Origin of the sequence: Timonella sp. A28, assembly GCF_051200815.1 — a bacterium.
Classification (GTDB): Bacteria; Actinomycetota; Actinomycetes; order Actinomycetales; family Cellulomonadaceae; genus Timonella.
This window is the reverse complement of record NZ_CP195159.1, coordinates 48,615-73,930: the sequence shown is the minus strand read 5'-3', so window position 1 is coordinate 73,930 and position 25,316 is coordinate 48,615. Positions and strand designations below refer to the sequence as shown.

19 protein-coding genes, 2 tRNA genes and 1 pseudogene are annotated in these 25,316 nt (G+C 50.9%); 8 read left to right on the top strand and 14 right to left on the bottom strand.

Translation table 11 applies throughout. The annotated features are described in order from the left end of the window. Positions 1 to 34 precede the first annotated feature (34 nt). Positions 35 to 526, bottom strand: a complete 492-nt coding sequence (locus tag ACR9EC_RS00290; RefSeq protein ID WP_435299530.1) for a MarR family winged helix-turn-helix transcriptional regulator — start codon at positions 524 to 526, stop codon at positions 35 to 37. Positions 527 to 595: 69 nt separating this feature from the next. Beyond that, positions 596 to 2,011, bottom strand: a complete 1,416-nt coding sequence (locus ACR9EC_RS00285) for a PhoH family protein (protein ID WP_435299529.1) — start codon at positions 2,009 to 2,011, stop codon at positions 596 to 598. A gap of 260 nt (positions 2,012 to 2,271) precedes the next feature. Here ACR9EC_RS00285 and ACR9EC_RS00280 point away from each other — a divergent pair, with 260 nt between their 5' ends. Together ACR9EC_RS00280 and ACR9EC_RS00275 are read left to right on the top strand one after the other, a co-directional pair. After that, positions 2,272 to 4,041 carry an alpha/beta hydrolase gene (locus ACR9EC_RS00280; protein ID WP_435299528.1) on the top strand — a complete coding sequence of 590 codons (1,770 nt, stop codon included), beginning with the start codon at positions 2,272 to 2,274 and terminating at the stop codon, positions 4,039 to 4,041. 37 nt (positions 4,042 to 4,078) lie between these two features. Next, entirely contained in the window at positions 4,079 to 4,459 is a 381-nt protein-coding gene (locus ACR9EC_RS00275; RefSeq protein WP_435299527.1) for a universal stress protein, read from the top strand. A 3-nt stretch (positions 4,460 to 4,462) separates the two neighbouring features. Here the strand turns inward: ACR9EC_RS00275 and ACR9EC_RS00270 are convergent, their stop codons facing one another. The 4 genes from ACR9EC_RS00270 to ACR9EC_RS00255 all read right to left on the bottom strand — a co-directional run bounded on the left by ACR9EC_RS00270 (position 4,463) and on the right by ACR9EC_RS00255 (position 9,276). Beyond that, a complete protein-coding gene (locus ACR9EC_RS00270) occupies positions 4,463 to 6,568 on the bottom strand; it encodes a hypothetical protein (RefSeq protein WP_435299526.1) in 2,106 nt (701 codons plus the stop codon). Positions 6,569 to 6,950: 382 nt separating this feature from the next. After that, positions 6,951 to 7,027 (bottom strand) — tRNA-Met (locus ACR9EC_RS00265). Between the two features lie 62 nt (positions 7,028 to 7,089). Continuing rightward, a complete protein-coding gene (locus ACR9EC_RS00260) occupies positions 7,090 to 8,088 on the bottom strand; it encodes an aldose 1-epimerase (protein WP_435299525.1) in 999 nt (332 codons plus the stop codon). 207 nt (positions 8,089 to 8,295) lie between these two features. Then, a complete protein-coding gene (locus ACR9EC_RS00255; protein ID WP_435299524.1) occupies positions 8,296 to 9,276 on the bottom strand; it encodes a hypothetical protein in 981 nt (326 codons plus the stop codon). A 57-nt stretch (positions 9,277 to 9,333) separates the two neighbouring features. On the opposite strand from ACR9EC_RS00255, the gene ACR9EC_RS00250 reads away from it, so the two are divergent. After that, a complete protein-coding gene (locus ACR9EC_RS00250) occupies positions 9,334 to 9,978 on the top strand; it encodes a TetR/AcrR family transcriptional regulator (RefSeq protein WP_435299523.1) in 645 nt (214 codons plus the stop codon). A gap of 69 nt (positions 9,979 to 10,047) precedes the next feature. On the opposite strand, the gene ACR9EC_RS00245 is transcribed toward ACR9EC_RS00250, so the two are convergent. Then, positions 10,048 to 10,121 (bottom strand) — tRNA-Met (locus ACR9EC_RS00245). A 166-nt stretch (positions 10,122 to 10,287) separates the two neighbouring features. Next, positions 10,288 to 13,223: pseudogene (locus tag ACR9EC_RS00240) on the bottom strand (UPF0182 family membrane protein). 301 nt (positions 13,224 to 13,524) lie between these two features. On the opposite strand from ACR9EC_RS00240, the gene ACR9EC_RS00235 reads away from it, so the two are divergent. Then, the gene (locus ACR9EC_RS00235; RefSeq protein ID WP_435299522.1) at positions 13,525 to 14,088 is read left to right on the top strand and encodes a PPA1309 family protein; all 564 of its coding nucleotides are present in this window, start codon (positions 13,525 to 13,527) and stop codon (positions 14,086 to 14,088) included. 76 nt (positions 14,089 to 14,164) lie between these two features. On the opposite strand, the gene ACR9EC_RS00230 is transcribed toward ACR9EC_RS00235, so the two are convergent. Next, the gene (locus ACR9EC_RS00230) at positions 14,165 to 15,253 is read right to left on the bottom strand and encodes a YlbL family protein (protein ID WP_435299521.1); all 1,089 of its coding nucleotides are present in this window, start codon (positions 15,251 to 15,253) and stop codon (positions 14,165 to 14,167) included. Between the two features lie 117 nt (positions 15,254 to 15,370). Further along, positions 15,371 to 16,432 (bottom strand): nucleoside-diphosphate sugar epimerase, encoded by a 1,062-nt coding sequence (locus ACR9EC_RS00225; protein WP_435299520.1) that lies wholly within the window; start codon positions 16,430 to 16,432, stop codon positions 15,371 to 15,373. Positions 16,433 to 16,516: 84 nt separating this feature from the next. Between ACR9EC_RS00225 and ACR9EC_RS00220 the strand changes: the two genes are divergently transcribed. Further along, positions 16,517 to 18,064 carry a zinc-dependent metalloprotease gene (locus ACR9EC_RS00220; RefSeq protein ID WP_435299519.1) on the top strand — a complete coding sequence of 516 codons (1,548 nt, stop codon included), beginning with the start codon at positions 16,517 to 16,519 and terminating at the stop codon, positions 18,062 to 18,064. Positions 18,065 to 18,098: 34 nt separating this feature from the next. Here the strand turns inward: ACR9EC_RS00220 and ACR9EC_RS00215 are convergent, their stop codons facing one another. Continuing rightward, entirely contained in the window at positions 18,099 to 18,527 is a 429-nt protein-coding gene (locus tag ACR9EC_RS00215) for a M48 metallopeptidase family protein (RefSeq protein WP_435299518.1), read from the bottom strand. A 224-nt stretch (positions 18,528 to 18,751) separates the two neighbouring features. On the opposite strand from ACR9EC_RS00215, the gene ACR9EC_RS00210 reads away from it, so the two are divergent. Next, positions 18,752 to 19,792, top strand: coding sequence for a hypothetical protein (locus ACR9EC_RS00210; RefSeq protein ID WP_435299517.1), 1,041 nt, complete (start codon positions 18,752 to 18,754; stop codon positions 19,790 to 19,792). Between the two features lie 115 nt (positions 19,793 to 19,907). Here ACR9EC_RS00210 and ACR9EC_RS00205 read toward each other — a convergent pair whose 3' ends face one another. Both ACR9EC_RS00205 and ACR9EC_RS00200 read right to left on the bottom strand, forming a co-directional pair. Continuing rightward, the gene (locus tag ACR9EC_RS00205; protein WP_435299516.1) at positions 19,908 to 20,333 is read right to left on the bottom strand and encodes a WhiB family transcriptional regulator; all 426 of its coding nucleotides are present in this window, start codon (positions 20,331 to 20,333) and stop codon (positions 19,908 to 19,910) included. A 549-nt stretch (positions 20,334 to 20,882) separates the two neighbouring features. Then, the gene (locus tag ACR9EC_RS00200) at positions 20,883 to 22,619 is read right to left on the bottom strand and encodes an ATP-dependent helicase (protein WP_435299515.1); all 1,737 of its coding nucleotides are present in this window, start codon (positions 22,617 to 22,619) and stop codon (positions 20,883 to 20,885) included. Positions 22,620 to 22,758: 139 nt separating this feature from the next. On the opposite strand from ACR9EC_RS00200, the gene ACR9EC_RS00195 reads away from it, so the two are divergent. Continuing rightward, the gene (locus ACR9EC_RS00195; RefSeq protein ID WP_435299514.1) at positions 22,759 to 23,043 is read left to right on the top strand and encodes a mycoredoxin; all 285 of its coding nucleotides are present in this window, start codon (positions 22,759 to 22,761) and stop codon (positions 23,041 to 23,043) included. A 24-nt stretch (positions 23,044 to 23,067) separates the two neighbouring features. Here ACR9EC_RS00195 and nudC read toward each other — a convergent pair whose 3' ends face one another. Beyond that, the gene (gene nudC, locus ACR9EC_RS00190; RefSeq protein WP_435299513.1) at positions 23,068 to 24,015 is read right to left on the bottom strand and encodes an NAD(+) diphosphatase; all 948 of its coding nucleotides are present in this window, start codon (positions 24,013 to 24,015) and stop codon (positions 23,068 to 23,070) included. Positions 24,016 to 24,123: 108 nt separating this feature from the next. On the opposite strand from nudC, the gene ACR9EC_RS00185 reads away from it, so the two are divergent. Next, the gene (locus tag ACR9EC_RS00185) at positions 24,124 to 25,314 is read left to right on the top strand and encodes a phosphotransferase (protein ID WP_435299512.1); all 1,191 of its coding nucleotides are present in this window, start codon (positions 24,124 to 24,126) and stop codon (positions 25,312 to 25,314) included. Positions 25,315 to 25,316 lie beyond the last annotated feature (2 nt).

The following is a 25,316-nucleotide window of genomic DNA, read 5'->3' as shown; positions in this document are numbered from 1 at the left end:
GAGTTGTCACCCACACGCATGTTACGAAAAGTTATTAATAACTTTTCGGGTCAACATTCTTTAAGAGCTTCGTCAGCAGTCTTTCCAACTCTTCAGTTTCTTGATCAGTGAATCCGTCAAGCGGTTGCGTGGCTGTCGTCATGACTTGAGGGAAAGCCTCATCGACGAGGGCACACCCCTGATCGGTGAGATCTACAAGAACCACTCGCCTATCGCGGGCAAGAACCTGCCGGGTAATAAGACCCTGTGCAGACAACTTATCCAAACGCTTGGTAATCGCGGCGCCTGATGCTTTCGTCAAAATTGATAGTTCAGTTGCCCGACAGTTTTTCCCTGATCGACGAACCGCACACAACAAATCAAACTCGCCGCGTGTTAAGTCGTATCGTGTGACCACGTCCTCCGTCGTAGCCGTCACAAAAGACGCAACCCGAAGTAGGCGCCCGATGCTCAGGAGCGAGTTTACGTCGTCTTCTCCAGGAAAAAGACGACCCCATTGGCCATGTACGCGTTCAAGGAAGTCCACCGCGGTATCGTAACGTGTTTTGTCTCCGCTCGTGTCCGTGTTTTACCTTACCGTGGATATGTTCGCCACTTAATGTGCTGTGAACTGCCCGTTTTCCAGCATCTCTGTGACAAGCGCAGCAACAGGGGAACGTTCAGAACGCGTAAGTGTGACATGAGCAAACAGTGGGTGTCCTTTCAATGCTTCAATCACAGCTGCTACGCCGTCGTGGCGTCCAACCCGTAAGTTATCGCGTTGCGCAATGTCATGGGTTAACACCACCCGCGAGCCTTGCCCGATGCGAGACAACACCGTCAACAAAACGTTGCGTTCTAAGGACTGCGCCTCATCAACGATCACATACGCGTCATGCAACGAACGCCCTCGAATGTGCGTCAACGGCAATACTTCAAGCAGGTCACGTGAGATCACTTCATCTAATACGTTCTTTGAAACGACAGCACCTAACGTGTCAAAAACGGCTTGCGCCCACGGGTTCATTTTGTCGGTTTCGGATCCTGGTAAATACCCTAATTCTTGACCGCCAACCGCATACAGCGGACGGAACACCATAATCTTTTTGTGCAGCCCTCGTTCCATAACTGCTTCTAATCCGGCGCACAGTGCTAACGCTGACTTTCCGGTTCCGGCTCGGCCACCCAGCGACACTATGCCCACTGTTTCGTCAAGCAGTGTGTTAATTGCGATGCGCTGTTCAGCCGAACGTCCTCGCAACCCAAATACTTCTTGGTCGCCTCGAATAAGTTGAACAAACTTATCTGGAGTCACTCGACCTAAAGCACTCCCGTGGCTGGAATGCACGACCACACCTTTATGGCACAACAGAGGACTGTCTGTTTCTAGAAGATACGGTTCAACCTGAGCAGCTTCAACGGAGTCGTTCTCCCACAAGTCCTGCACGACAGACTCAGGGACTTCAGCATGCGCTATACCTGTCCAACCGCTATCAGGTGAGAGTTCTGCCCTGTATTCTTCTGCCTGCAACGATACCGCCGAGGCCTTAATGCGCATGGGCAGGTCTTTTGAAACGACCGTGACGTCTCTACCTTCAGCCGCCAAGTTAGCGGCAACAGCCAAAATCCGCGAGTCGTTGTCCCCGAGTCGAAAACCTGGTGGGAGCACCTCTGCATTGCTGTGATTAAGTTCGACATGTAGTTTGCCGCCCTGCGCATTAACTTCTACTGGGCTGTCTAAACCTCCCCGTTCGGTTCGCAACGCGTCAAGGATACGCAATGTTGTGCGCGCAAAGAAGCCGAGTTCAGGGTGATGACGTTTACCTTCAAGTTCTGTGATGACAACGATGGGGAGAACCACATTATGTTCGGCGAACTTTGTTAGCGCATACGGGTCCGATAGCAGCACAGACGTGTCAAGCACATATGTCCGTACGGTTTCCTGCGCTACATCAGCACTTTCATGAGGTTCTTCGTGAATATCGTCTACGTGCTGAGAAAAGTCGTTATCGTGGCGAGCAGTGATGGACATGTGTAACTTCCTCTCGATCTGCCTTCAGCAAAAGATCAAAGAACGTTTCCGTCACCCCGAACCTACATTCAAAACAGTGCCACAGGTCACATTCGCGCGCGGGTGGGGCAAGATTTCACTCATTCGTAACCATGAACTCCAACACCACCCCAAGCATGCCGCGCCGAATACCTTTTGTATGGTTAAAGTGAATTCACATGCATAGATGCGCTCTTCAGCGCGTCGCACTAGTAAAAAGACCAGCGTGATTCGGAGCTCACATGTCAAGCGAAACCACCGAGGCAACTCCTCTACGGACGCGCATACAAACATTAAGCTCAACGCCTCTGATGCAGAAAAGCCGGAGCCGATTTCTCGCATACTGCAAAAAATTTTCTCCTGTTGGTTTAGTGTTTGCGCTTGTTTTTTTGTGTGTTTCCCTTGCGCCTTCGCTAGTCCCACGAACATGGGTCTTCCAAGGAGTGCTCTCAGGGCTATGCATCGCCGGTGGATATGCCATCGGTGGAGCAGTCGGTGCTTTTACTCGCTGGCTCGGATTCGCCCCATGGTGGACGCCTAAAGCAACTAAAGTTTTATGGATTATTTTTGCGGCATTAACAGCGATTTTTGTGCCCTTGTTCATTATTCTTGGCGCACGGTGGCAGACAGAACTTCGCGTCCTCTTTGGGATGCCAAAAAACGCGCCCTCACACATACTCACTCAACTACTCATCACAGTCGGTATCGGCCTTGCACTACTAGTTGTGGGAAGATTCCTACGCTCGATCGGAAAATGGTGCTCCAGCAAACTATCCCGTTGGATTCCGCGCCGCGCAGCCGTCCTAGCCTCAGTGATCATTGTTGCGTGGGCAACAGCAATGCTTATAGACGGAACTCTCATACGAGGTTCGCTCAATTTACTCAATAACGCGTATGCAACATCAGACAAAAAATATCCTGACAACATTGACCAGCCGCTCAACGCTGAACGCTCAGGATCACCGTCGTCTCTATCTGACTGGCACACTCTCGGATATCAAGGACGCGCCTTTGTAGGAGATGGCCCCACACAACAAGAACTTCAAACGTTTGCTGATGCGACTCCCGCATTACAAGGCACCACAACCAAAGCACCCATCCGTGTTTATGCCGGCTTAGAGGGTGCAGAAAACCTGAACACTGCGGCACAAACAGTTGTTGCAGAACTTGACCGCACGGGTGCATGGGACCGCAAAGTACTCATGGTTACCACCGCAACAGGTACCGGATGGATCGACCCTGCAATGAGTAGCACTTTAGAGTTACTGCACGGCGGAGACACTGCCATTGCTTCGATGCAATATTCATTCTTACCAAGTTGGGTAAGTTTCATCACCGACCGTGACACTCCACCGCAAGCAGGAAAAATCCTCTTTGAAGCCGTCTATGAAGCATGGCTGAAACAACCAGAAGATACACGACCGAAACTTTACGTTTATGGACTGTCGCTGGGAAGTTACGGCATGCAAGGCGCCTTCTCTGGACTACAAGACATCACAGAACGCACAGATGGCGCCCTGTTCGTTGGCACCCCTAACTTCACGCCAATGTGGCGGCAATTCACCGCAATGCGTGATCCAGGATCGCCACAAATCGCGCCCGTCATCAATGAGGGGCATCAGGTTCGTTTCTCTGAAGAACCAAACACCTCCGAAAAGTTGTGGGATTTAGGGCCACAATGGCGATCACCACGAGTCGTCTATTTACAACATGGCTCTGACGCTGTGACCTGGTGGTCCCCCGAACTCTTATGGGACTCCCCTGACTGGCTCAACGAACCCGCAGGCCCTGACCGTCGAGTCAACATGGTGTGGACGCCAGTCGTAACGTTCTGGCAAGTAACATTCGATATGTTTGTGGCTGGAAGCGTCCCACCCGGACACGGCCACATGTATCAAAAAGAGTATGCTGACGCCTTAGGTGCTATGACTGAAGTTGAAGGTTGGAGCCCAAGCGACTACGACCTACTCCGTCAGCAAGTATCACGTTTTGAGTCCCCCAGTTCGTCATAAGTTTTACTATTAACCACCCCACAATCGAGGACATCTCATGACTGTGCTAGTTGCTTACAACGAAACCGCACAAGGAGAGTTAGCTCTACACGCAGCGCTTGACGAATGCAGACGGCGCGAAGAACCACTGACGGTTCTCGTATTAACTCCACAACCTGATACGGCACCAACGCCACCACAATTAACCGCGTTAAGCGAATCATCCGATGTGGACATTCAGATCATGTTCCGCAGTAACGCAATAGACGTCGCAGACGCAATCTTGGATCATGCAGAACAGGTACACGCCTCAATGATTGTGCTCGGTTCACGTAAACGCACACCCGTCGGAAAATTCCTACTGGGTTCAACCACGCAACGCGTACTCCTTGATGCTTCCGTACCCGTTCTTGTCGTAAAACCGCCACTGGAGGGTTAAGCTTCACATCGGCAGTCGCGGAATCCAATAACCGTCTTCTAAAAGGGTCTGGCGTGTGTGCACACACGCCTGATCATCCTGCTCCACAAAAGCTTGTGCATGAGCGACGAAAGCAGTCACAAGGCTGCCATCAACACGTTGCGCTGCATCGCGCAACGCCTCTAAGGTGCTGTCCTGATCAGCATTGTCGCACGCAAAGACAGCAAAGTATCGTGCTATCACAACAACAAGCCACAGCCCTTGCTTACGGGCTTTTGTTTCGATGAGATCAATCCGGTCACGCAAGGCTGACTCACGCACGGCAAGCGCACATGACAGAACCGCAAAGGTGGTTTCCGGAAGCGAAAAGAATGAGTTTCCTTCGCTAAGTGCATCTACTTCTGCAAGTTCGTTGGCGGCACTTTCTAATTCTCCGCAAGCAGCCAAACTTTGGGCATACAACGCGTGATACAAGTATCTTCGGCCTAATGGGTCTGCCCGTTGAGTTTCGCTCACTGCGCTTCGAAACTCTTCTTTCGCAATGCTCCAAGACCCAAAATTTGTTGCAAGCATACCTAATGCCAACTGCTTCAGATCAGTATCGTAGGAAGCTACATGATCAGGTTTTCCGACATTTTCAATCGGAAACACCGTTTCTCCACCCCAACGAGATACCAAGAATCGTGCGGTAATAATGGACGACCACAACCGCTCACTTTCTTGAACGTCCACACCAATTCCATGAATTTTGCGTTGTGTGACTACCCGGTCAGCAAGTTGCAGCGTTTCATGAATGTTCCCTCGCTGCGCCAAGGTAAACAGCACTGGCGGTGCCAACGCAACATCAAACATAGATAGTGGTTGAGTTTCAACGAGACGCGCAATAAGAGAGTTATGTATCGCTGAGGGCAGCCCTAGCGCCCATTTTCGAGAAATATCGATGATCCCTAATGCAACCGCATACCCTGCAAGAGAAGTGTTTCTCTCGCTGAACGCACACACAAGTTCATAAGTGCCCAGAAGAGCCTCATCCACTTCCCGCGGCTGCCCAAGACCCCACTGAGCGGTATCCGTTAACAACACAGAGCACGCAAGTAAAGACTCAAAAAGTTGCTGATCGTCCCAATCCCACAAAGGGTTTCGCGGCGTTCCAGTCACCCGTTTGTTAAGTCGTCGCTCGCATTCTGTGTGAATTATTCTGCGCACCCACAGCGCATCATCCAAAGCATGCGCGTGACGGCCAGCAAGATGCAAGGATTGGGCTCGCACAAGCCGTAACTGCACTTCATGGTCAAGCCCTATGTCTTCGGTTTCCAAAGCAGCTTGTGCAAGCGCCCGAACAATATCACACCGTTTGATCTCATACGCGAAACGGCTCGATGTTAAAAGATGCAGGATAGAAACCTTACGCCCTAAAGAAACCCGTGCCAGGCACAAAAACATAAGTGCAGCAGGATCAACAGGCTCACCAATGCGCCTCAACAAAAGAGTCGATATTTTTGCAGATAACCCACTAGAAATCGCTAAAGCAACAACTTCTGCACAGATAGTCAAAATGCGTTCGCCAGCCAGCGTCCGCTCTTCATGAACAAACCCCGCTGAAACAAGACGCGCAATTGAGATGTCTCGCGCAAAATCACTTGCTTGAATCATCGACATCCTGTGCGACAACGCCAACGCTTGTAAAAGCGATAAAGCTTCTGCATTCAAACGGTTTAACTCTGGGGCAATTGCTTCACGGACCCGCTCATGATTACGGATATTCCCGTCCCACGTCCAGGTGTATCCATTCCATTCAAGATCGTCGTATTGAACAAGTGACTCAATAAATTCACGAATAAGTAACGGGTTGCCAGCCGTAAGCGCACGTATCTGAAAGCTCAACGACCGCGGAAGACCACACTCAAGCGCTCGCAAAATGAATTGGTGGGTTTCTTCATCAGTGAGTGCACGCAAGTCGACTCGTTCAACGGCGCCGTTTCTCCAGGCGGTCAGCACCTCATGGGGGATGTCTCGCACTGATTCGCACGTCATGATGAGTGCTTCATCGCCTTGCTCGATGAGGTGTGCTGCGCGTTTTCTCGCTTCAGCGTCTGCGGTGTCTAGGTTGTCAATAATATGCAGAGGCACATCGAGCGGAGCGCCTCCGTGTTTTTCTTGCTGAGCGATAGCGTGCACTACGTGTCTAACAAGGCTTGTTTTTCCTAAGCCGAACCCTCCCACAACAAGTACGGATTTTCTTTCACGTATGGAAGCTATGACTTGTTCGAGGGCATCCTCACGAAACGCATCAGGCCAGAGTAATCGTGGCGTGCGTTTTATTTTTTTCGCTTGAGCATGTGGGATATTGATACCTATTCAACCCCTTAGTCCCTCTCCCACAATGATTCTAATTGGCTCGCGACAATAATGTAGGGCGAACTTTCAGGTGGTGACGTGGACGCTTCAACGTGAAGCAGAACCTAGACAGGGGAAAACAAAAAGGACCAGAAAAAATCTGGTCCTTATGTATTGGTAGCGGGGACAGGATTTGAACCTGCGACCTCCGGGTTATGAGCCCGGCGAGCTACCGAGCTGCTCCACCCCGCGTCGGCTCATCCAGCATAAGCCTTCCTGCTGATCAGAATCAACGCGATAGCCTGTGACGGTCATTACGATTTCTTTAATAGTGTTACCCCAAAGTGGAAAACTCGCTCTTCTCCCGGTGCAAGACGAACATCCGATTCGCAATCTTCACGGTTAAAAGCATTCGTCAGTGATTCGATTGGCTCAATCGCCACTGAAGCACGCGGGTGAGGGAAAGATCCTCCGGTGAACACAAGAGCCGTGCCACGCTGCTGCCACACTGCAATGCCCTCCCCTGTGTTTGGGTCGGTGAGGGTTGTGCGAATAAACCCGTCTTCGTCAGGCACAAGGCGGCCCCAGGCATCGTCATAGTTGACGCCTGCAAGTTGAGAGTGGATAAGATCGCCTTCACGCGCTTCATAAGCGGATTCTCCATCGAGGGGAACCAGTTGCGCATCCGTGCGGATTCGCGCACGGCTTGGCACCTTTAAAGCAAGTGAATCGATGGTTTCGTATCCTGGAATTTGGAAGTATGGGTGCCACCCGCCGGCAGCAGGCGCATCAACGACACCAACATTTCGGTATGCGAGCGAAACAGATAGGCCGGTGGCACTCACGTCGAAACGAACTGCTAGGTCTACCGAAAATGGGTACCATTCATAATCGTTTTCGCGTATCGCATACGAGAATACGAGTGAGGCTCGTTGTGGGTCGTCCAGCTCTGCACTTTCGAAACGCCAATCGTTTAACCGCACAAACCCGTGTATAACTTCGAAGTCTTGAGGTGTCTGCTTTGGCACGTCATACGTTACGCCATCCCACGTGTACTGATTATCTTTCAGCCGATTAGCGAATGGGAAGAGAAATCCACTTCGCATGCCTGTTTGTGACTCGAAGTCTTCTTCAGAGTTATAGCTGGAGATGAATTCTGCGTGCGATTCTTCTCTAAAAGGTGCAGTCCATGAAAGTAATGTTGCACCTTTTATAGCAACTTCAATTCGAGCGCCACTTTGTCCATGGGTAAGGATTTTTGTGGGCAGTGAGCCGAGTTTTCCGTCGCTCAATGTGTTGCTGTGGGAATTCATCTGGCATCCAAAGTAGGTTGTATGGGGGAACCCGAAGGTTCACTATCTATCTTGCAGCCTTGATCGTTAAAAATGCATGCCGGCACCCCGCGACTGGATGATTGTGCGCTAAGCCAGCACATTACAGAGTTCCTATACGACACAAGTAAGGCAAAGAGGTTGCGCTTCTTTGCCTTACTGCATGTGTGCGATCGCAGGCAATGTTTACTATTGTTGCGCTTCTGCACGACGAGGGGGCGTAGGTTTTGCGAACATAAGCATTGCCCCTCCAATTAACACCCAGCAGGTAAGCACAATAAGTGGTGTTGCGATTGCTGCTCCGTCAAAGAACGCAACATTACGTAGTAGTGTTCCGGTAGCCCCAGGTGGCAGGAGCTGCCCAATGGCTCCCCACGGCTGCGGCAATAATTCTGGTGCGCTTGCGAGCCCTGACAGTGGGTTTCCAAGTAGGACGATCAGCGCAGCCGTTGTAATAATCCCGGCTTTGCCAAACATGCTTTTGCTTCCGAGGACTAGCAGTCCAGTGGCAAGTATTCCGAGCGTTGCTGCGGAAGCAGTAGCCCAAAAGCTTCCGGTAAATGTGCCAAACCAGAATTCAAGGATTAAGGCGATGAGCAGTCCTGCCATAACCGCACATGAACTTATTGCGTATAGGCGGTTGAGTTTTCCTCGAATAAGTTGTGCTGTAACCAGTCCAGCTATAAGCCCTCCTAGGGCGATAGGAAGTGCACCGGCGGCGAGTCCGAGCGCTTTTGGATCATCTTGAGATGTGGGAATTACATCGTTTATGTGTGCTGGCATGTTTTGTTGAGCCGCCATTGTTTGACCGATTTGTGTCAACATCTGGGCAACGGTCGGGCTCGCCGCGCTAGCGACATTGATTGTGAGCCCGTCAGGACCCACAGCGAAGGCTCCATACACTTCACGCGTACGGATGAGTTCTTCTGCTGCTTGCTGCGACGGAACGGAGACGATTTCTAGGGCTCCCGGTTGAGCTGTTTCAAGCCTTGTAGCAATAGCTTGCGACACCTGCGGTGGCGCGCTTAGTGCAACAGGTAGGTCTCGTGGCGCGGTGTTTACTGCGGGTAAGCCAAAGGCAATGAGCATTGTGCTGACGAGCAAAGCAAGCCCTAGCGAAAGACCAATTATGTTTTTCCAGTTTTGCCGATCGGCTGGAATCCGTGTCATGTGAATCTCCAATTAAAGAAAGTAGATACGGTACGTACCGTATCTTATTAGGGTGGTATGGTGTCAACCGAAGCACGCAACACGCAACAAGAAAGACGCATAATGGCCGAAGCCTCAGGGAAACGTCGCAATGCACACGAGTTGCTTGAAGCTATTCGCAAGGCAGTGCTAGAAGAACTCCACGAGCGCACATACCAAGGCGTCACCTTCGAGGGAGTCGCACGCCGAGCAGGCACAAGCAAAACCGCTCTCTACCGACGGTTTTCTGCGCGCTCAGACATGGTTATTGACGCACTCGTCACCTCACGCCTCGGTAGCGCGCCGGCACAGTTCCAAGGACCCCTGCGTGAAGATTTGATACAACTCATGCACGGAGTCATGGAACGCATGGGACCCACAGGAGTAGCCACATTTAGAGGTGTGCTCGGAGAAGTAGACAACGAAACCATTACCCGTGTGGCAACACTCGTGCTCTCACATTTTGAAGAATGGCTCACCGACATCCTCAACAGGGCTCGCACCGCAGGAGAATTAGGCGACACACCCGTGCCGCCCATAGTCATCGCCACAATAGTCGCGCTATTACGTCACGACATGCTCTTTGTGTACGGAGCAGGACAACAACCCGATATTGAAGCCCTCGTAGACAACGTGATCGTGCCTCTCTTGCAAACAGCAACGAAACACAACGCAACATCGTAATACCAAGCCGAAAATGGGCATGAAAAAGGGCCCTTAACTAGAAACCTAGTTAAAGACCCTTACATGTAGTAGCGGGGACAGGATTTGAACCTGCGACCTCCGGGTTATGAGCCCGGCGAGCTACCGAGCTGCTCCACCCCGCGTCGGCTCCTCAAGCATACGACACTTTCTCACAGCACACGTGTGACTGGCATCTCAAAGCATGCGTAATCGTTGATAAGACGGTAAAAAATCGGTTGTGGTGAAGAGCGCCACATAAACGTGCGGGAGCAGACAAAAACCGTCTGCTCCCGCACTACATTGAACTCGCTACTTCATTGCTTCTTCCGCCGCTATCGCAGCTTCTACAGCTTTCTGTAACCGCTCTTGAGCTTCACCATAGGCAGCAAAATCGCCCTTTTGCAGTGCAGCACTAGAATCTTCCATTGCTTTCTTTGCGTCCTGCAAAGCAGCGTCCAAAGCACTAGAATTCGGCTCCGATGGGGTTGGAGTTGGCTCAGTAGTTTGGGTAGGTTCCGACGTAGGATCAGTCGTTGGGGTTGGCGTCGGGGTTGGCGTTGCGCCGCTTCCATCTTCACCAGTTGGAACTTCATCAACCGGAATTCCTTCATCGGTTACCGAAGCATCACCTGCGTTAGCACCAGAATCACCGTCGAATACCTTATCGAGCGCTTCATCAAGCGTGTTTGCTATCTGTACCTTGTCACCAAAAGAAACAAGGACTTTTCGCAATAGCGGGAACTGAGTACCTGAAGAAGCCTGAGCGTATACCGGTTGCACATACAACAAACCGCCACCGACCGGGAGCGTCAACAAGTTTCCATTAATAACTGTCGCTTGTTGGTTGTTCTTCAACAAACCAAGTTGCGGCGCAATAAAAGTATCAGAGGTGAAGTTATTTTGTACCTGACCAGGACCTGGAATCGTAGAACCACGTGGCAGCTCTAACAGCCTCAACTTGCCATAATCCTCATGTGGTTTACCGGCCGTATCACCAGCTTCAGAGTTCACAGCCAAGTATCCAGTCAACACGTTACGGTCACCGGAACCACCAGCGATAAATGAGGTAGACAGAGAGAAGACAGGGTCTTCTTGTCCAGGCATTTGAAGTGTCTGGTAGTACGGCGGCTGATTCGGAGCGTTTTTTCCGCTTGCAGTTGGATCTGCCGGGTTGCGCCAGAAATCTTGACCAGAGAAGAACTCTGCAGCGGTATCAACGTGATATTGCGTAAGCAAAGTGCGCTGTACCTTAAAGAGGTCTTCGGGGTAACGCATGTGGCTCATGAGATCCGAACTAATCTCATCGATTGGTTTAACTACAGCCGGAAATACCTTCTGCCATGCCTGCAAAACAGGATCTTCGTTATCCCACGCATACAGCGTCACTGTTCCGTCGTAGGCGTCAACCGTTGCCTTTACAGAGTTACGGATGTAATTCACTTCTTGCGGCAACAATGACTGAATTTGTTGGCCGTTAAGCCCAGCGACAGTTGCGGTGGCTTCATCCAACGCCTTCGATGTCGAATATGGCATGTTGTTCGAGGTGGTGTATCCGTCAAGAATCCACTTCACACGACCGTCAACGACAGCAGGATAGACGCGGTTGTCGAGAGTTAAGAACGGCGCAACTTTCTGTACGCGCTCTGCGGGGTCTCGAACATAAATGATCTGTGACTCTTCATTAACAAGCTTTGAAAAGACGATCTGTTCAGACTGGAACTTGATCGAATACAACAACTGGTTCCAGAAATTACCAAGGCTTGGACCAACGTTCACCTTGTCTGTTGGGAACTTGGTGTAAACCTGTCCGCTACCCTCATCCGTTGGGTAATCGAGCTCGCGTGGTTCAGTTCCTTCCGGCGAACCCACAATTGAATACGTAGGGGCTTTAGGGCTGAAGTAAATACGAGGTTCATACCCCTCAGGGCTCAACTCTGTCAGTGCACCAACAGAAGGGATACCGCCCTCATAGAACGCAGGACGTCCATCTTCACCGATCTGGTTACCGTATGCAGCAACCACACCATACCCGTGGGTATATACGGTGTGTTCGTTGACCCAGTTCTTCTGGTCGGCATTCAAGCCCTTCAAATCAAGTTCACGAACCGCAATAACCGTGTCACGGCTCTCACCATCAATCGTGTAGCGGTCTACCGAAAGAGTGTCTGAGAAGTTGTAGTATCCACGGTTTTGCTGCAACTGCCTAAACGAAGGCGGAACAATGTTCGGGTCAAGCAAACGAATAGACGCAGTTGTCTCAGCGTCTTCACGCAGCGCATTCGCTTCTGCTGTCGTTTTTGCGTTGTACTTTTGAACCTCAATGTCTTCAAGGTCAAACGCCATACGAGTCGCATCAATATTGCGTTGAATATACGGTGCTTCCAATTGTTGCGCGTTTGGGTTCACCTGAGTCCACTGCACAAACCTCGGATAGGCCGTCCCAATTAAAATCGCAGACAAAGCCATAAGCGCAACACCAATAGCAGGAGCTTCCAGTTGCCCTTAACCGCCGTGATCACAAACATCACAGCAACAAAAACGGCAACACCAGCAAGAATAGCTTTTGCAGGCATTACTGCAGTTACATCAGCGTATCCCGCACCATCAAACTTTGAACCAGATTTCAGCAACAGAGAATAACGGTCAAGCAGAAAGTTCACGGCAAGCACGAGCATACCGGTAGCCGCAAGCACAGAAAGCTGGATTCGAGCGGCCTTACTGACACTCGTCTTCCTACCGTTTTGGCCGATAGTTATACCACCGTACAAATAGTGTGTAACCAGCGCACCAATCACAGAAATAACGATTGCACCGATCAAAAAGTTCACAACAAAATGCAAAACAGGGAGCGTGAACACGTAGAACGAATAATCCAAATTAAACTGTGGGTCTTTTTGGTTAAACGGAACCGAATTCATCCACAATTGGACGATATCCCATTGAGCTTGCGCCGCAAGCCCCGCAAAAAAACCAACAACCAGAGGAATACCTACAACAACGACCTGCCGCAGCGGCTCAATCGCCTCACGATACTGGTCTAACGTAGCTTGCTCTGGAGTGGAAGGGGCATAAATTGGCCGCTTTTTATACGCAATCTGAAGATTGACATATACGGCTGCCCCCATCACGACAAACGCGATCAAGAAGAGAACAGCACGTGTCCCCCACTCAGTGAAAAGGACTTCTTGAAAGCCGACTTGTTGGAACCACAAAATTTCCGTCCAAAAACGTGCAGCTAATATCACCACACCCAAAAGAACGGCTACAGCAAAAATTGTGATTGCTAACGGACTGGGCCCTCGTCGGCCTGTGGACGGCTTCGGCGCTGGTCTGCGCGGTTGCGCGGCAAAAGACACGGCGGAATATCCTCGCTCTGGTTGTGATTGTGGCAGTACCACAATTCGGTTTTGTGCCGACCCGAATATGGAACGACACCATTTTGCTCAATCTAACGAATCACTACACTTCAAGGTTCCCACACTTCTTTCACACACGGCTAAGGAAAATGTGGAGATGAGTCAACCAAAAACGTGCGATTCTTAAATCATGTCACGCCCTCTAGCACAAGACCTCACGCCAGAGCAACGGTCACTCGCAGACGCAGTATCCGAAATTGAACGACACGTATCCCGCGGCGGGTGGGACGGCCCTGTACGGGTCTTCGCCCTCATTAACACCCAATCCGCGCTCAATTCCGATCCTGATCTTGCTGAGCAGCTACCTCCAGCGACCGTGCAACTCGCGCTCACAGACGAGCATCACCTCACATCGGTAGAACAAGAAGAACTACCAAACGTGGAGTCCCTGGAAGAACTCCTCGGCACTATAGCTTGGCCGCATGTCGTAGCAGGCTGCGCAGTCGTCGCCGAACGCGTTGTACTTCCACCCGCCGCAGAGTCAGAAATCCCAACCGACCCAGCTGCAGCTCTCCAATTTGTTACTTCACACCCAGAACGTAACGATGTCCGCATGGCTGTTGCAGTGCTACGAACTGGAGTGTCGTGGTGCGCTATACGGGCCAAAAGCAATGACAGCGACACTGAAGTCGCTCATGGTCCAGATCTCGTCCCAGGTCTTATCGATGCGGTGCGCTCCACGCTAGAGCCCTAACCTCGCAGGCGATAAAACAGATAAAGCACGAGGGACGCACCCATGGTGCGTCCCTCGTGTCGTTTACGGTCGTATCTTACGCATGACAGGCGGGTAAATCAGCCGCACTACCTGCGCCAATTGCTTTAACCGCAGTCCAGGCCTCTTCTAAAGTGGAAACTGCAACAACTTGCAGCCCATCAGGAACATTCCCAACAACCTCGTCACAGTTGCTTTCAGGAGCTAGAAAGTATCCAGCTCCGTCACGCACAGCGCCGTGCAGTTTTTGTTGAATGCCGCCAATAGCGCCAACCTCACCACGCGTATTCATCGTGCCAGTGCCAGCAATAATATGACCGTTTGCTTCGTCTTCTTCAGTGAGCTTGTCCAAAATGCCAAGCGCAAACATGGTTCCAGCGCTTGGGCCACCGATCCGATCAATTTCGATTGACACGTCTATCGGAAATTCGAATTCCAAATCAAGTGCAATTGCCAGTCGAGAGCCTGTCCCATCGGCATTTGGGATTGTTGTAAAAGTCATCTCTTGGTCTTGCGAATCGCGACGATACCCTAACGAAACATCCGTGCCAGGTGTGATCTGGTTTAGCCTATCGACGAGATCGTCATACCCGGTAATCGCAGATCCATTCAACGTTGTTAACACGTCATCTTCTTGGATAACGCCACGAGCTGGAGATTCCTCCAAGACTTCCTCCACCTTTACCGTGGTAGGAATCGTGTACCCCAGCTCTCGCAAAGCCGCATACGTAGCGTTTTCCTGAGAGCTCACCATCAACGCTTTATTCTGTGAATCGATCTGTTCCTGCGACACGTCACGCGGGTACACAGTTTCCACCGGATAGACGGCGCTACTGGAATCAACCCAACCACGAATAACTTGCGCAAAGTTAACCGGATATCCAGGACCGCCAGCAACCCCAACTGTAGTAATAAGAAGTTCACCTGAGGTGTCATACGTTGGAGCACCAGAAATAGTGATCAAGTCCTGCGAATTCGCACTACCTAACGTGTTTTTTGTAGGCCCAGGTGACTTCACCACGTACGGCGCAGGGATAACCATTAACCCTGCAAGTAAAAGAAACGTGGCTATGGAAGATATGCCAAGAGTCATTGACCGTTTGCTTTGGGCACTACGTTTAGACGTACGAGATTTCACATGATTCATACTGGCTGATGTTCCTGAAAATGACCTGAATCAGTCAGCATACGTCTCAGACCGACCCACAATGAGAAAGGGACAACTGCTAGTTTCACACATGTTCCACGTCGTTAACCTGCCCGTTCAGCGTTTTCCTCGCGATTGACGCCAAATTGCCGCTGTCGATAGCAACGCTACAGCTGCGCCAGCTGCACCAAGCGCAGCTGCATCTTTATGCCCCACCCTGCGGCCACCTACACCAAATTTTCCGCGGACTTCTTCCATTAACTGCGTTAAGCACTCTTCTGAAGAAACAGAGGGGCGCCAGCCAGCCTCCAAGAGTCTCCGCGAGGTCACAGACCATGGATACACTGCAGTTTCCATGTCGGATGCGGGCGCAGGCAAAACACCAACTCTGTGCAACCGTGTCGCGGTAGCAAAGGCAGCTTCCTCCGACAGTTCAATGTCGCGCATTCCAGTAATACGCAACAGGTCGGCTTTAAAAAGTTCATCAGGGATAGCGTCCTCCCCCTCAAAACGGGTTGCACCAAGCACAAGAGCACCATTAAGTTCATGGTCCACGGAAGTAACTACCGCTCGCGCAATGTCCGAGACATGAACAAATTGCCAGCCCTTATCTATCCCTCTGATCAACAGGATGCGGGGGGCTTCAAAATGCCGGGTAACAAGCGTGTCAATTGCGGTTCCTGCAGCAGCAGTTGGACGCAATATCGTCACCTGTGGGCGCTGTTTGACGGGGGTACGTTCCAAAGCTGCAGCGAGCGCTAACTCAAAGACAGTAATGTCGCCAACGAAACCATCAATAACGGGTGATAACTCTTCGTCGTCGTCTATAAAGTCACCTTGAATGCGCTGCCCATTAACCATCGCACTAGAAATAATGATGAGGCGTTCGACTTGCCCGATAACTGCATCTACAACAAGCTGCTCGGCCCGCTCCACCAAATCGTTACGACGACGCTCCTGCTTTTGCCGAAATATCGATTCGAAATCGCAATAATGCGCGGCAGAAACAACAACCCTAGCGCCAACAAACCGATGCGCGGTCTTGGATTTATCTGACACACGTCGTGCTCCAAGATGTTCCCGGACACCACGGGCCATGGGGGAATCACCCACCACAAAAAAATCTGGCCGCTCTTGTGCACGTCCGGTGCGCTCTGAGTGAACTGCGATGTTTGCCACCGTGTTCGACCCCCAAAGGTCAGAAATAGTCGTTACCGTTAAAGATAGACAGGCTTTCCCTGCGATACCTCTTGTGGAGACTCTATGAGCACAAATACTCCGGGCAACGCTGGCACGCCGGGCGACCCTAATCCTTCACAGTGGGAAGAGATCATGCGTTCGCTTTTCGGCGATGACGCAGACAACGCCATTGCAGAACTCAAAGCTCGCGGGATTGACCCTGCAAGTTTAGACGGTGCTGGCTTCCCCACAGACCCGGCCGCTCTAGCGCCCCTTCTCGATCAAGTACGCCAACTATTAACTAATTCTAGTGGCGGCGCGGTAAACGTCGACGTAGCGCATGATGTCGCACGTCAAGTCGCTGCTCAAGGTGGCGACCCCACCGTTATGGCCATCGAAGAACGCGAAATCACACAGTCGCTTTCAGTAGCTGAACTGTGGCTTGACGCTGCAACCGAATTAGCCCCCAGCGGTGCTAAAACACAAGCCCTCAGCCGCGCACAGTGGGTCGAGTTAACACTTCCCGCATGGCAATCCCTAGTTGAACCTGTCGCAGATTCGGTAGCACACGCGCTGGGTGAAATTCTTAAAAATAATCTGCCAGAAGACTTCGGTTCCCAATCTGATGAACGTATCGCTTTCGAAATATCTGGATTCCCAGGATTCCCCACGAATCTAGGCGGAATATTCAACGGTGGTGAAGGCTTTGATCCGAACCAAATCATGCGTCAAATCGGTGCAGCCGTCTTCGGTATGCAAATAGGAACGGCCGCGGGCACGCTATCCAAAGAAGTTTTTGGCACAACCGACATAGGTGTTCCACTTACAGAAAATCACACAGCTGCCTTACTGCCTGCAAATATTAAAGAATTTGCTGAAGGACTCGACACACCACTCGAGGAAATTCGGCTTTTCCTAGCGCTACGAGAAGCAGCACATGCTCGGCTCTTCGCTCATGTCCCTTGGTTAAAGTCACACCTCTATGGCCTTATAGCAGCATATGCGCGAGGTATAACCATCGACATGGACGCACTTGAAGGGTCCATGCGAGACATCGATCCCACAAACACTGAAGCCTTGCAGCAAGCATTAAGTGGCGGTGTTTTTGGTATTGAATCCACACCTGAACAAAAAGCGACCTTGGCTCGCCTTGAAACAGCACTTGCGCTCATTGAAGGCTGGGTCGAAGAGGTCGTTGCGCAGGCCGCAATCGCACATTTGCCTAGTTCCATTCCGTTACGCGAAATGATCCGTCGTCGTCGTGCGGCAGGAGGCCCCGCAGAGCAAACGTTCTCTGCGCTCATTGGGCTTGAACTTCGTCCTCGTCGTTCACGTGATGCGGCTCTGTTGTGGTCCACAATCGCTGCGGAACGTGGCGTGGAAGCTCGTGATGCTGTGTGGGAACACCCCGATTTGTTGCCTACAGAGCTCGACCTTGACGACCCTGCAGGATATTTTTCTCGCAAAGAAGCACAAGACAGCGAAATGTCTGATTTAGATGCAGCACTTGCAGAAATCTTTAGCACAGCGGACGCAGAAGACCTCAACAAGAAAAACGAACGCAGAGACAGCGCTGGGACTTTAGAAGTCGACGACGAATGGCCGGATGACGAAGATAAACCATCCGCCTAACCGAAAACGCCTGATCGTGACTAGTACGCCATGATCAGGCGTTTTTAGTGTCTTCGCGAGCGAATGTTATACCTTCAAGAAACCCTCGAGCACGATTCGTTTTGGGATAGGCCTCAAGGTATGTCCAAAACTCCGGGTTGTGTCCTTGCACCAAAATGTGTGTAAGTTCGTGCAAAAGTACGTAGTCGATAACCCAGTTTGGTAATCCTTTAAGACGCGTAGAAAGCCGTATGGATCGTTCAGGCATAGTGCATGAGCCCCATCTGCGTTCCTGATTATCGACCCATTTCACCGATGTCGGTATTGCTTTGCCGTCTAAATATTGGGTGTTTAGCTCGAGTGCTCGAGCCAGGAGTTCGTCGTCTGAAGGCCTACGTTTTGCTTCTTTTTCTTCTAACTTTGACAGCATACGAGTAACCCACTCGTGTTCTTGGGCACGGGTGAACCGGTCCGGAATGGACACAACCGTTGTGTCCCCGTCACGATAGGCGCTTACTGTCGACTTTCTTCGTCGACTTCGTCGCACCTCAACGTTCCGGCAATCCGCGAGAATTGAGGTTGGCATACTTAACCATATCCAAAAATGTTCAAAGTGTGATATTTAAAACACTTGTTTCGTGATCACCTCTTGCTTTTGCTGCTTGTGGATATCGCTTTTCCACGCATAAAACCTGCCACTCTGGTGCAATGCACCTATACCCTGGCGTTCGTTTACACATCGTTGATTCCTGCACCATAAAAATTTCTTATGGTGCCCGCGGTTCACTTCTTTTTAAAGAACTTCTTCCTGACGAGCATGCGTGGGTTTGCTCTTTAACTCATTCTTCAGTGAAACAAAAAACAGAACTATGCGACGAAAACCCGGATTTATTCGCCCGTGTTCAGCCTTTGAGTAAAGCGCTCTACACGCACGGATTCGCTCGTAAAACTCCGATTTTCCGTAAAGGAACGTTACATGCACACACATCGGTGGAATCTATTACGTTAAATGCTCGTGGTTTAGACGGGCCTGCTGTTATTTCTCGCCGAAAAGCTGCTGTTGTCGCAGTTAGAGGTATTTCACGAACAAGCTTTCATGCACTTACAGCTCTCGCCAGTGCAGGTATTGAAAACTTTGTGCTTGACGACCCAGGGCCAGTAGAAACATTAGATATGAGTGCTGAACCTTTCATAGTTAAAGGTGCTGCGACTCGTGAAGCAGCTGTGTCACATGCGTTTAAACATAATTGGCCGAATGTACGCATACGCAGTACTGACACTCCCGTTGATGCAGTTTTATTAGCAGGAGCGTATGGAACTGATCTTTACCATGCAGCACACCTACAGGCCGGGAATATTCCACATATGACGGCCGTTGAGAGTGCATCATCCACGAGGGTGGGGCCGTTTATCATTCCAGCTCTTACTGGCTGTTTAAATTGTGTGCACGTGGCCACTGCAGAACATGGTGTGAACGATGATGTCGCGACGTTCTGTTCTCCGGATACACACGAAGTTCCAGCAGCAGCTTCAACGGTTTCAGCCGCTATGGCTGGAGCATTTATTGCAGGTCAGATGCTGCAATACATTGATGGTTTTATTCCGTTTACGTCTTCGCGCATTGTATTTTTTGACTCATTTGGACAATTACCCACGTCGGTTTTATGGAGTGCTGATTCGACGTGCTTATGCCAAGCAGAAAAAACAACAATTTCTGAAAATTTTGAGAATCAGTGTGCTGCTGTATAAAAGCGGCACGGCGCCGGCTTTACGGCCGGCGCCGTGACCATACGTCGAATATTCTGTTGTGTATCCCTGAGGGCCAATCCCCCACCTACATCACGTATATAACGTGTCGTGCCTGTCATGAGATTGACTCGACTTTGCGTGGACGTCCTCTTCCACGTTTTTGCGCTACGACTTGTCCATCAACAATGATTTCGCCACCCCATACACCCCATGGTTCTTGACGTGCGACGGCTCCTTCGAGACATGCTGCGGCAATTGGGCATTGAGCGCACAATGCTTTTGCTTGAGAAACCTGCGTTGCTTGTTCAGCGAACCAAAGTTCTGGGTCACCGTTTCGGCATGGGATAAGAGATTCAATGAGGGATTGAAATTCTGCACCTTCAGCGTGTGTGAGTGGTTTCGCTGGGGCATGTACGGTTGCGTCTGCGTCGGCTACTGGGGTTGTGAGTGTTGGAGAAATGTTAGACCTACCTGTGTGAGAGCTGGCGCCTAAGTGGCTGGTTTGGGCTTCTAAACTGTCGAGCATTGCTGCGATTCGCACAATGTTCCCTACTGTCCGTTGTTTCTAAGTTGTCTTAATGTAGTGGGATGCGCGACTGCTGGTACTCAGTAGGTAAATAACTGGGTAAAACAAAACCGCGGATCCCTTGTGGACTCCGCGGCGTTTAAATCAACTATGAGCGTTACAGCTCATATGGGTTAATCACGTGTGTGATAGGCCTGTGAGTTGATGTGAAAAAGCCGCTGGTCCACTGATAGTGGCCCCGATTCGAGAAATACGTGGGTGGTGGAGTTAAATACTCGATTGCCGCTTCGTTCTCGAAGAAGTCCCTTGGGGTATGACAAAGTCATCAGTGTCATTTCTTGTTTCTTCATTGCGGTTCCACCCCCATTCAACTCGTGGCAATCACTTACTCAAACCGTTCTTTACGTACACACTTTCGTTGTGTGCACAAGAACCGATTGGGCGCGCTCTCGCTGGCTTTTTCGGACAAGATCAACACTATTGCCTAGGCGATTGAACAGGCAACTTATTTATTGACTTTTTTTAAAGAAGTTTTTTTACGCACAGGTTTCAAAAATTTTTTGCCTAGATTGGGCCATTGTGAGGCCAGCTCCCTTGCAGGAAACGCGACACTGATCGCCTCGACGTTGCACTCCCAGAACGGGACATCGAATAAGACATCTCCAATTCATTGCGCGCTCGAGTAATACCCACATAGAGAAGGCGTCGTTCCTCGGCTTGTGCTTCTTGAGTTTCCGCCAAAGATATTGGCATCAGCCCTTCACTTAAGCCTGCCAAAAATACAACATCCCATTCCAGTCCTTTTGCGGCGTGCAACGACGCCAAGGTCACGCCGTCAATGGTTGGTGCATGCTGATTTCGGGCACGCTCATCTAAATCTGCAATAAATTCGATGAGCGTGGCATTGTGTTTTTCTTCTACTTCTCGCGCAAGTTCAACAAGTGAGTTCAACGCATCCCACCGGTCACGTGAAGCTCCCTGTCCTGCCGGCGGCTTTAAGGTCCACCCCATATTCATTAATGTGTGAATAACCTGATCCGTTAAAGCCTCAGCAGCATCTGCTGTACGCACCGCACCGCGCAGCAGCACTAACGCATCCCGGACATCTTTACGGGCAAAGAACCGCTCTCCCCCACGCACCACATAACTCACGCCAGCATCTGCAAGCGCATTTTCGAATGTTTGAGACTGTGCATTCGTCCGGTACAAGATCGCAATGTCTTGTGCTTTTGTTCCTGCCGCAATTTTTCTTCGAATCCGGCTCGCGATGGATGAGGCTTCTGCTGCATCGTCGGAATAGGTGGTGTGTGTGACTTTTTTACCCGTGGGCTTTTGTGAAATGAGCTCAAGGATTGGAAATGATGTGTTCTTAGGTGCGCGTTTAAGGAGATCATTCGCTAATTCAACGATTTGTGGTGTTGACCTGTAATCGCGGACGAGGCGGATCGTTTGTGCGTCTTTATAGCGTTCGCTGAAGCTAAGGAGGTGGTACGGGGTTGCGCCGGTGAACGAGTAGATTGTTTGGCTGGGGTCCCCTACAACACATATTTCACGACGATCACCAAGCCACTGGTCGAGCACGAATTGTTGCAGCGGTGAGACGTCCTGGTATTCGTCGACAACGAAACGACGGTACTGATTTCTGACTTCTTGTGCCATCGCGCGGTTGTCTTGGAGCATTCCTCCGAGCAGGAGCAGCACGTCTTCAAAGTCAATGACACTTCGCAGCTCTTTTACTTCTTCGTATGCGGTGAGTAGGCGTGCGGTTGTGCGGTGATCGAACCCTGCGGGTGCGGGACGTTCTAACGTTTGTGTTGCTTGTTCATACGTGTCTGGAGTGATCATCGAAACTTTTGCCCATTCCACTTCGGTGGACAGGTCACGGATAGCGGTGCGGTCGACTTCAAGTCCAAGCCTGCGTGCTGCTTCAGTGACGGCTTGAGCCTTATGCTCCATGATTCGAGGCGGTGCGCCACCTATAACTTTTGGCCAAAAATAGCTGAGTTGTTTGAGCGCTGCGGCGTGAAAAGTGCGTGCTTGGACTCCAGCAACACCAAGGTCACGTAGTCGAGTACGCATTTCGCCTGCGGCACGTGCTGTAAAAGTGACTGCTAAGACAGAAGCGGGAACGTATGTTCCAGTGCGCACACCGTACGCAATGCGGTGTGTGATCGCTCGGGTTTTTCCAGTACCTGCTCCTGCAAGTACGCACACTGGCCCGGTGAGGGCTGTTGCAACGTCCCGCTGTTCGGGGTCGAGTGCGTCGAGTATCTGATCTGGGGCAGGTATGTTTTCGTACATCGTCTCTATTGTTCCAGCAGTGCCAATAATTTTTTAATGCAGGGTTTCTTTTACTGTTGTGGGACGGGCGGGAATACTGTGGGGTGGCCTTTGTGTTGTCGCTAAGGCAAGCGTCCCCTCCGTGAAAAGGAAGTTTATTGTGGGTCAGTCCCTTTCTCCGCACATTCCACAGCCTGGTTCAATCGTGATGTATTCAACGACGTGGTGTGGATATTGCCGAACCTTGAAGAATCAGCTTGACCGCGAATCCATTTCGTATACGGAAATTAACGTTGAGCAGGTACCTGAGTCTGCACTGTATGTTGAGACTGTTAACGGTGGAAACCGTGTCGTCCCAACCGTTGTGTTCTCTGATGGTACGAGTGCAACAAACCCGTCTTTGGCTGTTGTTAAGGAACGCATGCTTGCTTCTGCAACGGTCTAATCTACTGCCGCGTATGTTGAAGTGTTACGTCTGAACGTTGTGTGATGCTCCGCCAGCAAGCCAATGTTCGATGAGTGCTCGTGCGATTGATATCCGTCCAGGTAGCGTAACGTCGCCGTCGTGTACTGCTTGACGTAATTCTTCTCTGCTGAACCAGCGCGCTTGGCGTATTTCGTGTTCGTCTACGGTGATGTCTGTGGACTGGGCTTGGGCAAAAAATCCGAGCATTAATGATGCGGGAAAAGGCCACGGCTGTGACGCAAAATAGGTTACCTGGCCAACAAGTATTGCGGCTTCTTCATGTACTTCGCGGCGCACCGCATCTTCGATACTCTCGCCGGGTTCAACGAATCCGGCGAGAGTCGAATACCTGTTTGAGGGCCATTTTGCGGAGTTCCCAAGCAGAATCCGATCGTGGTCATCCAGTACTGCCATGATCACTGCGGCGTCAGTGCGTGGAAAATGTTGTGTCATACAGTTTTCGCACTGCCTGCTCCACCCAGCTTCGATTATTCGAGTGAATCCTCCACATCGGCTGCAATACAGGCTGGTGGCATGCCAGTTTGCTAGGGCGACAGCGCTTACTGCTGCTTCTGCTTCAGAGTGATCTGTTTGCTCGATGAGATCACGTAGCGTCACCCATTCGAAGTGTTCACGCCACTGGTCGGTGTCTCGTCCTTCTATAGTCGTGGGGACAACAAGGGCAAGCATGTGTTTTTCGTTGTGCAAGCCAAGGTACACCCAGATAGTGTCTGCGTGATCTCGTAGATGCTGCGGCACGTCATCGCTGGTGAGCCACGTTAGTTGTTCCTGCCATGCGCTGCTTTGAGGCATTGCTATGTGACGGTCATACACTGCGATGATTGCAGTGTGCGGTTGCGTTAACAGCGTGGAGACGAGTTTTTCGTCGCCTCGAACGTTTGCATTTCGGTTTAACGGCGCATGAGCTAGGGGAAGTTTCAACCATTCCATCGCTCTTGACTTTACATGGAACTTTCTTCTGTGCGTTTATCTCCCCAAAAACACCGCTATTTCACGTAATTGTCGAGCAGAACCAAACTTTCTTATTACTCTTGAAGTGTGCAGCGTTCTGAACTTTCTCTTGCAGCCCTTGCAACCGTCGCTATTCCTGGACTGGACATTTACCAGGCCAAGTTCACTTCTGCGCCGGAAGGGTTCAATGCTGCTCTAATTTTGGATAGTGAAGCACGCCAATGGGTGGTGCGGGCGCCGTTGGACGCCGCTGCCGGTGCAGCACTTGAAGCCGAGACAGCGCTTTTACATGTTTTAGCGCAGTATGTTGATTCAGGGTCCTTACCGTTTGTTGTGCCACGACCGGCAGGGTACACACCACTTTTAGAAGGTGGGCGTGCTGTTGTGCACCCTCGAGTTACAGGCAACCCTCTTGATCTTCTGCGGTTAACACCTGGCCCTGGCGCTACAGCTAGCCTTGGTCGCGCGATTGGCGCTATTCACTGCTTACCAGCTCGCATCGTCGAAGATGCAGGTTTTCCTGTCTACAGTGCCGAACAGTACCGCGAGCGCAGGCTTGCTGAACTTGATGAGGGTGCAAGTACGGGTCGGGTTCCTAGCCATTTGTTGCGGCGTTGGGAAAACGCACTTGAGAATGTTGCGTTGTGGCGTTTCCAGCCAGTTGTTACCCACAATAATCTTTCTGAAGAGGCAATTATTATGTCTCATGGTCAGGTTTCTGGTGTGACGGATTGGTCGGCTGCTCAAGTTGGTGATCCTGCGGATGACCTTGCATGGTTGATTGCTGGGGCCCCGGAGGAATGCATCGATACTATTTTTGAGGCGTATCAGATGCGCCGCGGGGAAGCGTTAGACCCGCATCTTATTGATCGTGCATTGTTGGCTAGTGAGCTTGCATTGTTGAAGTGGTTGTTGCATGGTGTGCGCCGCAATAATGCTGAGGTTGTAGAAGACGCAGAGATTATGTTGGCTGATTTGGTTGAGGCAACCTCTGATACGAGCACTGGCACTTTTGCGGTGTCTACGGCTCGTAGCGAATCTAAAAAGCCTGTTGTGGAGCGTATGATCGGCGATACTGGGCAGTTCCCGTATGCTTTCCCACCTGATGCTCGCGTTGATAAGCCTGCTGCTGAGGACGACGAGGATGCGTCAGTACCCGATTATGGCCGTCAGCGGCCGCCTCAGCCTTATGCGGATATACGCACTGAAATGTTGTCTTCGTTGAAAGAGCATGATGCGCCCACCCAAGGCACCCCTAGTGAGGGTGACAAAGCGTAATC

Coding starts and splice junctions, on each gene's coding strand:
- ACR9EC_RS00210 (WP_435299517.1), top strand. CDS start 18,752: ATGCACCTATACCCTGGCGTTCGTTTACACATCGTTGATTCCTGCACC.
- ACR9EC_RS00255 (WP_435299524.1), bottom strand. CDS start 9,276: ATGACACGGATTCCAGCCGATCGGCAAAACTGGAAAAACATAATTGGT.
- ACR9EC_RS00280 (WP_435299528.1), top strand. CDS start 2,272: ATGTCAAGCGAAACCACCGAGGCAACTCCTCTACGGACGCGCATACAA.
- ACR9EC_RS00285 (WP_435299529.1), bottom strand. CDS start 2,011: ATGTCCATCACTGCTCGCCACGATAACGACTTTTCTCAGCACGTAGAC.
- ACR9EC_RS00250 (WP_435299523.1), top strand. CDS start 9,334: ATGGTGTCAACCGAAGCACGCAACACGCAACAAGAAAGACGCATAATG.
- ACR9EC_RS00230 (WP_435299521.1), bottom strand. CDS start 15,253: ATGAATCATGTGAAATCTCGTACGTCTAAACGTAGTGCCCAAAGCAAA.
- ACR9EC_RS00200 (WP_435299515.1), bottom strand. CDS start 22,619: ATGTACGAAAACATACCTGCCCCAGATCAGATACTCGACGCACTCGAC.
- ACR9EC_RS00235 (WP_435299522.1), top strand. CDS start 13,525: ATGTCACGCCCTCTAGCACAAGACCTCACGCCAGAGCAACGGTCACTC.
- ACR9EC_RS00260 (WP_435299525.1), bottom strand. CDS start 8,088: ATGAATTCCCACAGCAACACATTGAGCGACGGAAAACTCGGCTCACTG.
- nudC (WP_435299513.1), bottom strand. CDS start 24,015: ATGGAATGGTTGAAACTTCCCCTAGCTCATGCGCCGTTAAACCGAAAT.
- ACR9EC_RS00275 (WP_435299527.1), top strand. CDS start 4,079: ATGACTGTGCTAGTTGCTTACAACGAAACCGCACAAGGAGAGTTAGCT.
- ACR9EC_RS00220 (WP_435299519.1), top strand. CDS start 16,517: ATGAGCACAAATACTCCGGGCAACGCTGGCACGCCGGGCGACCCTAAT.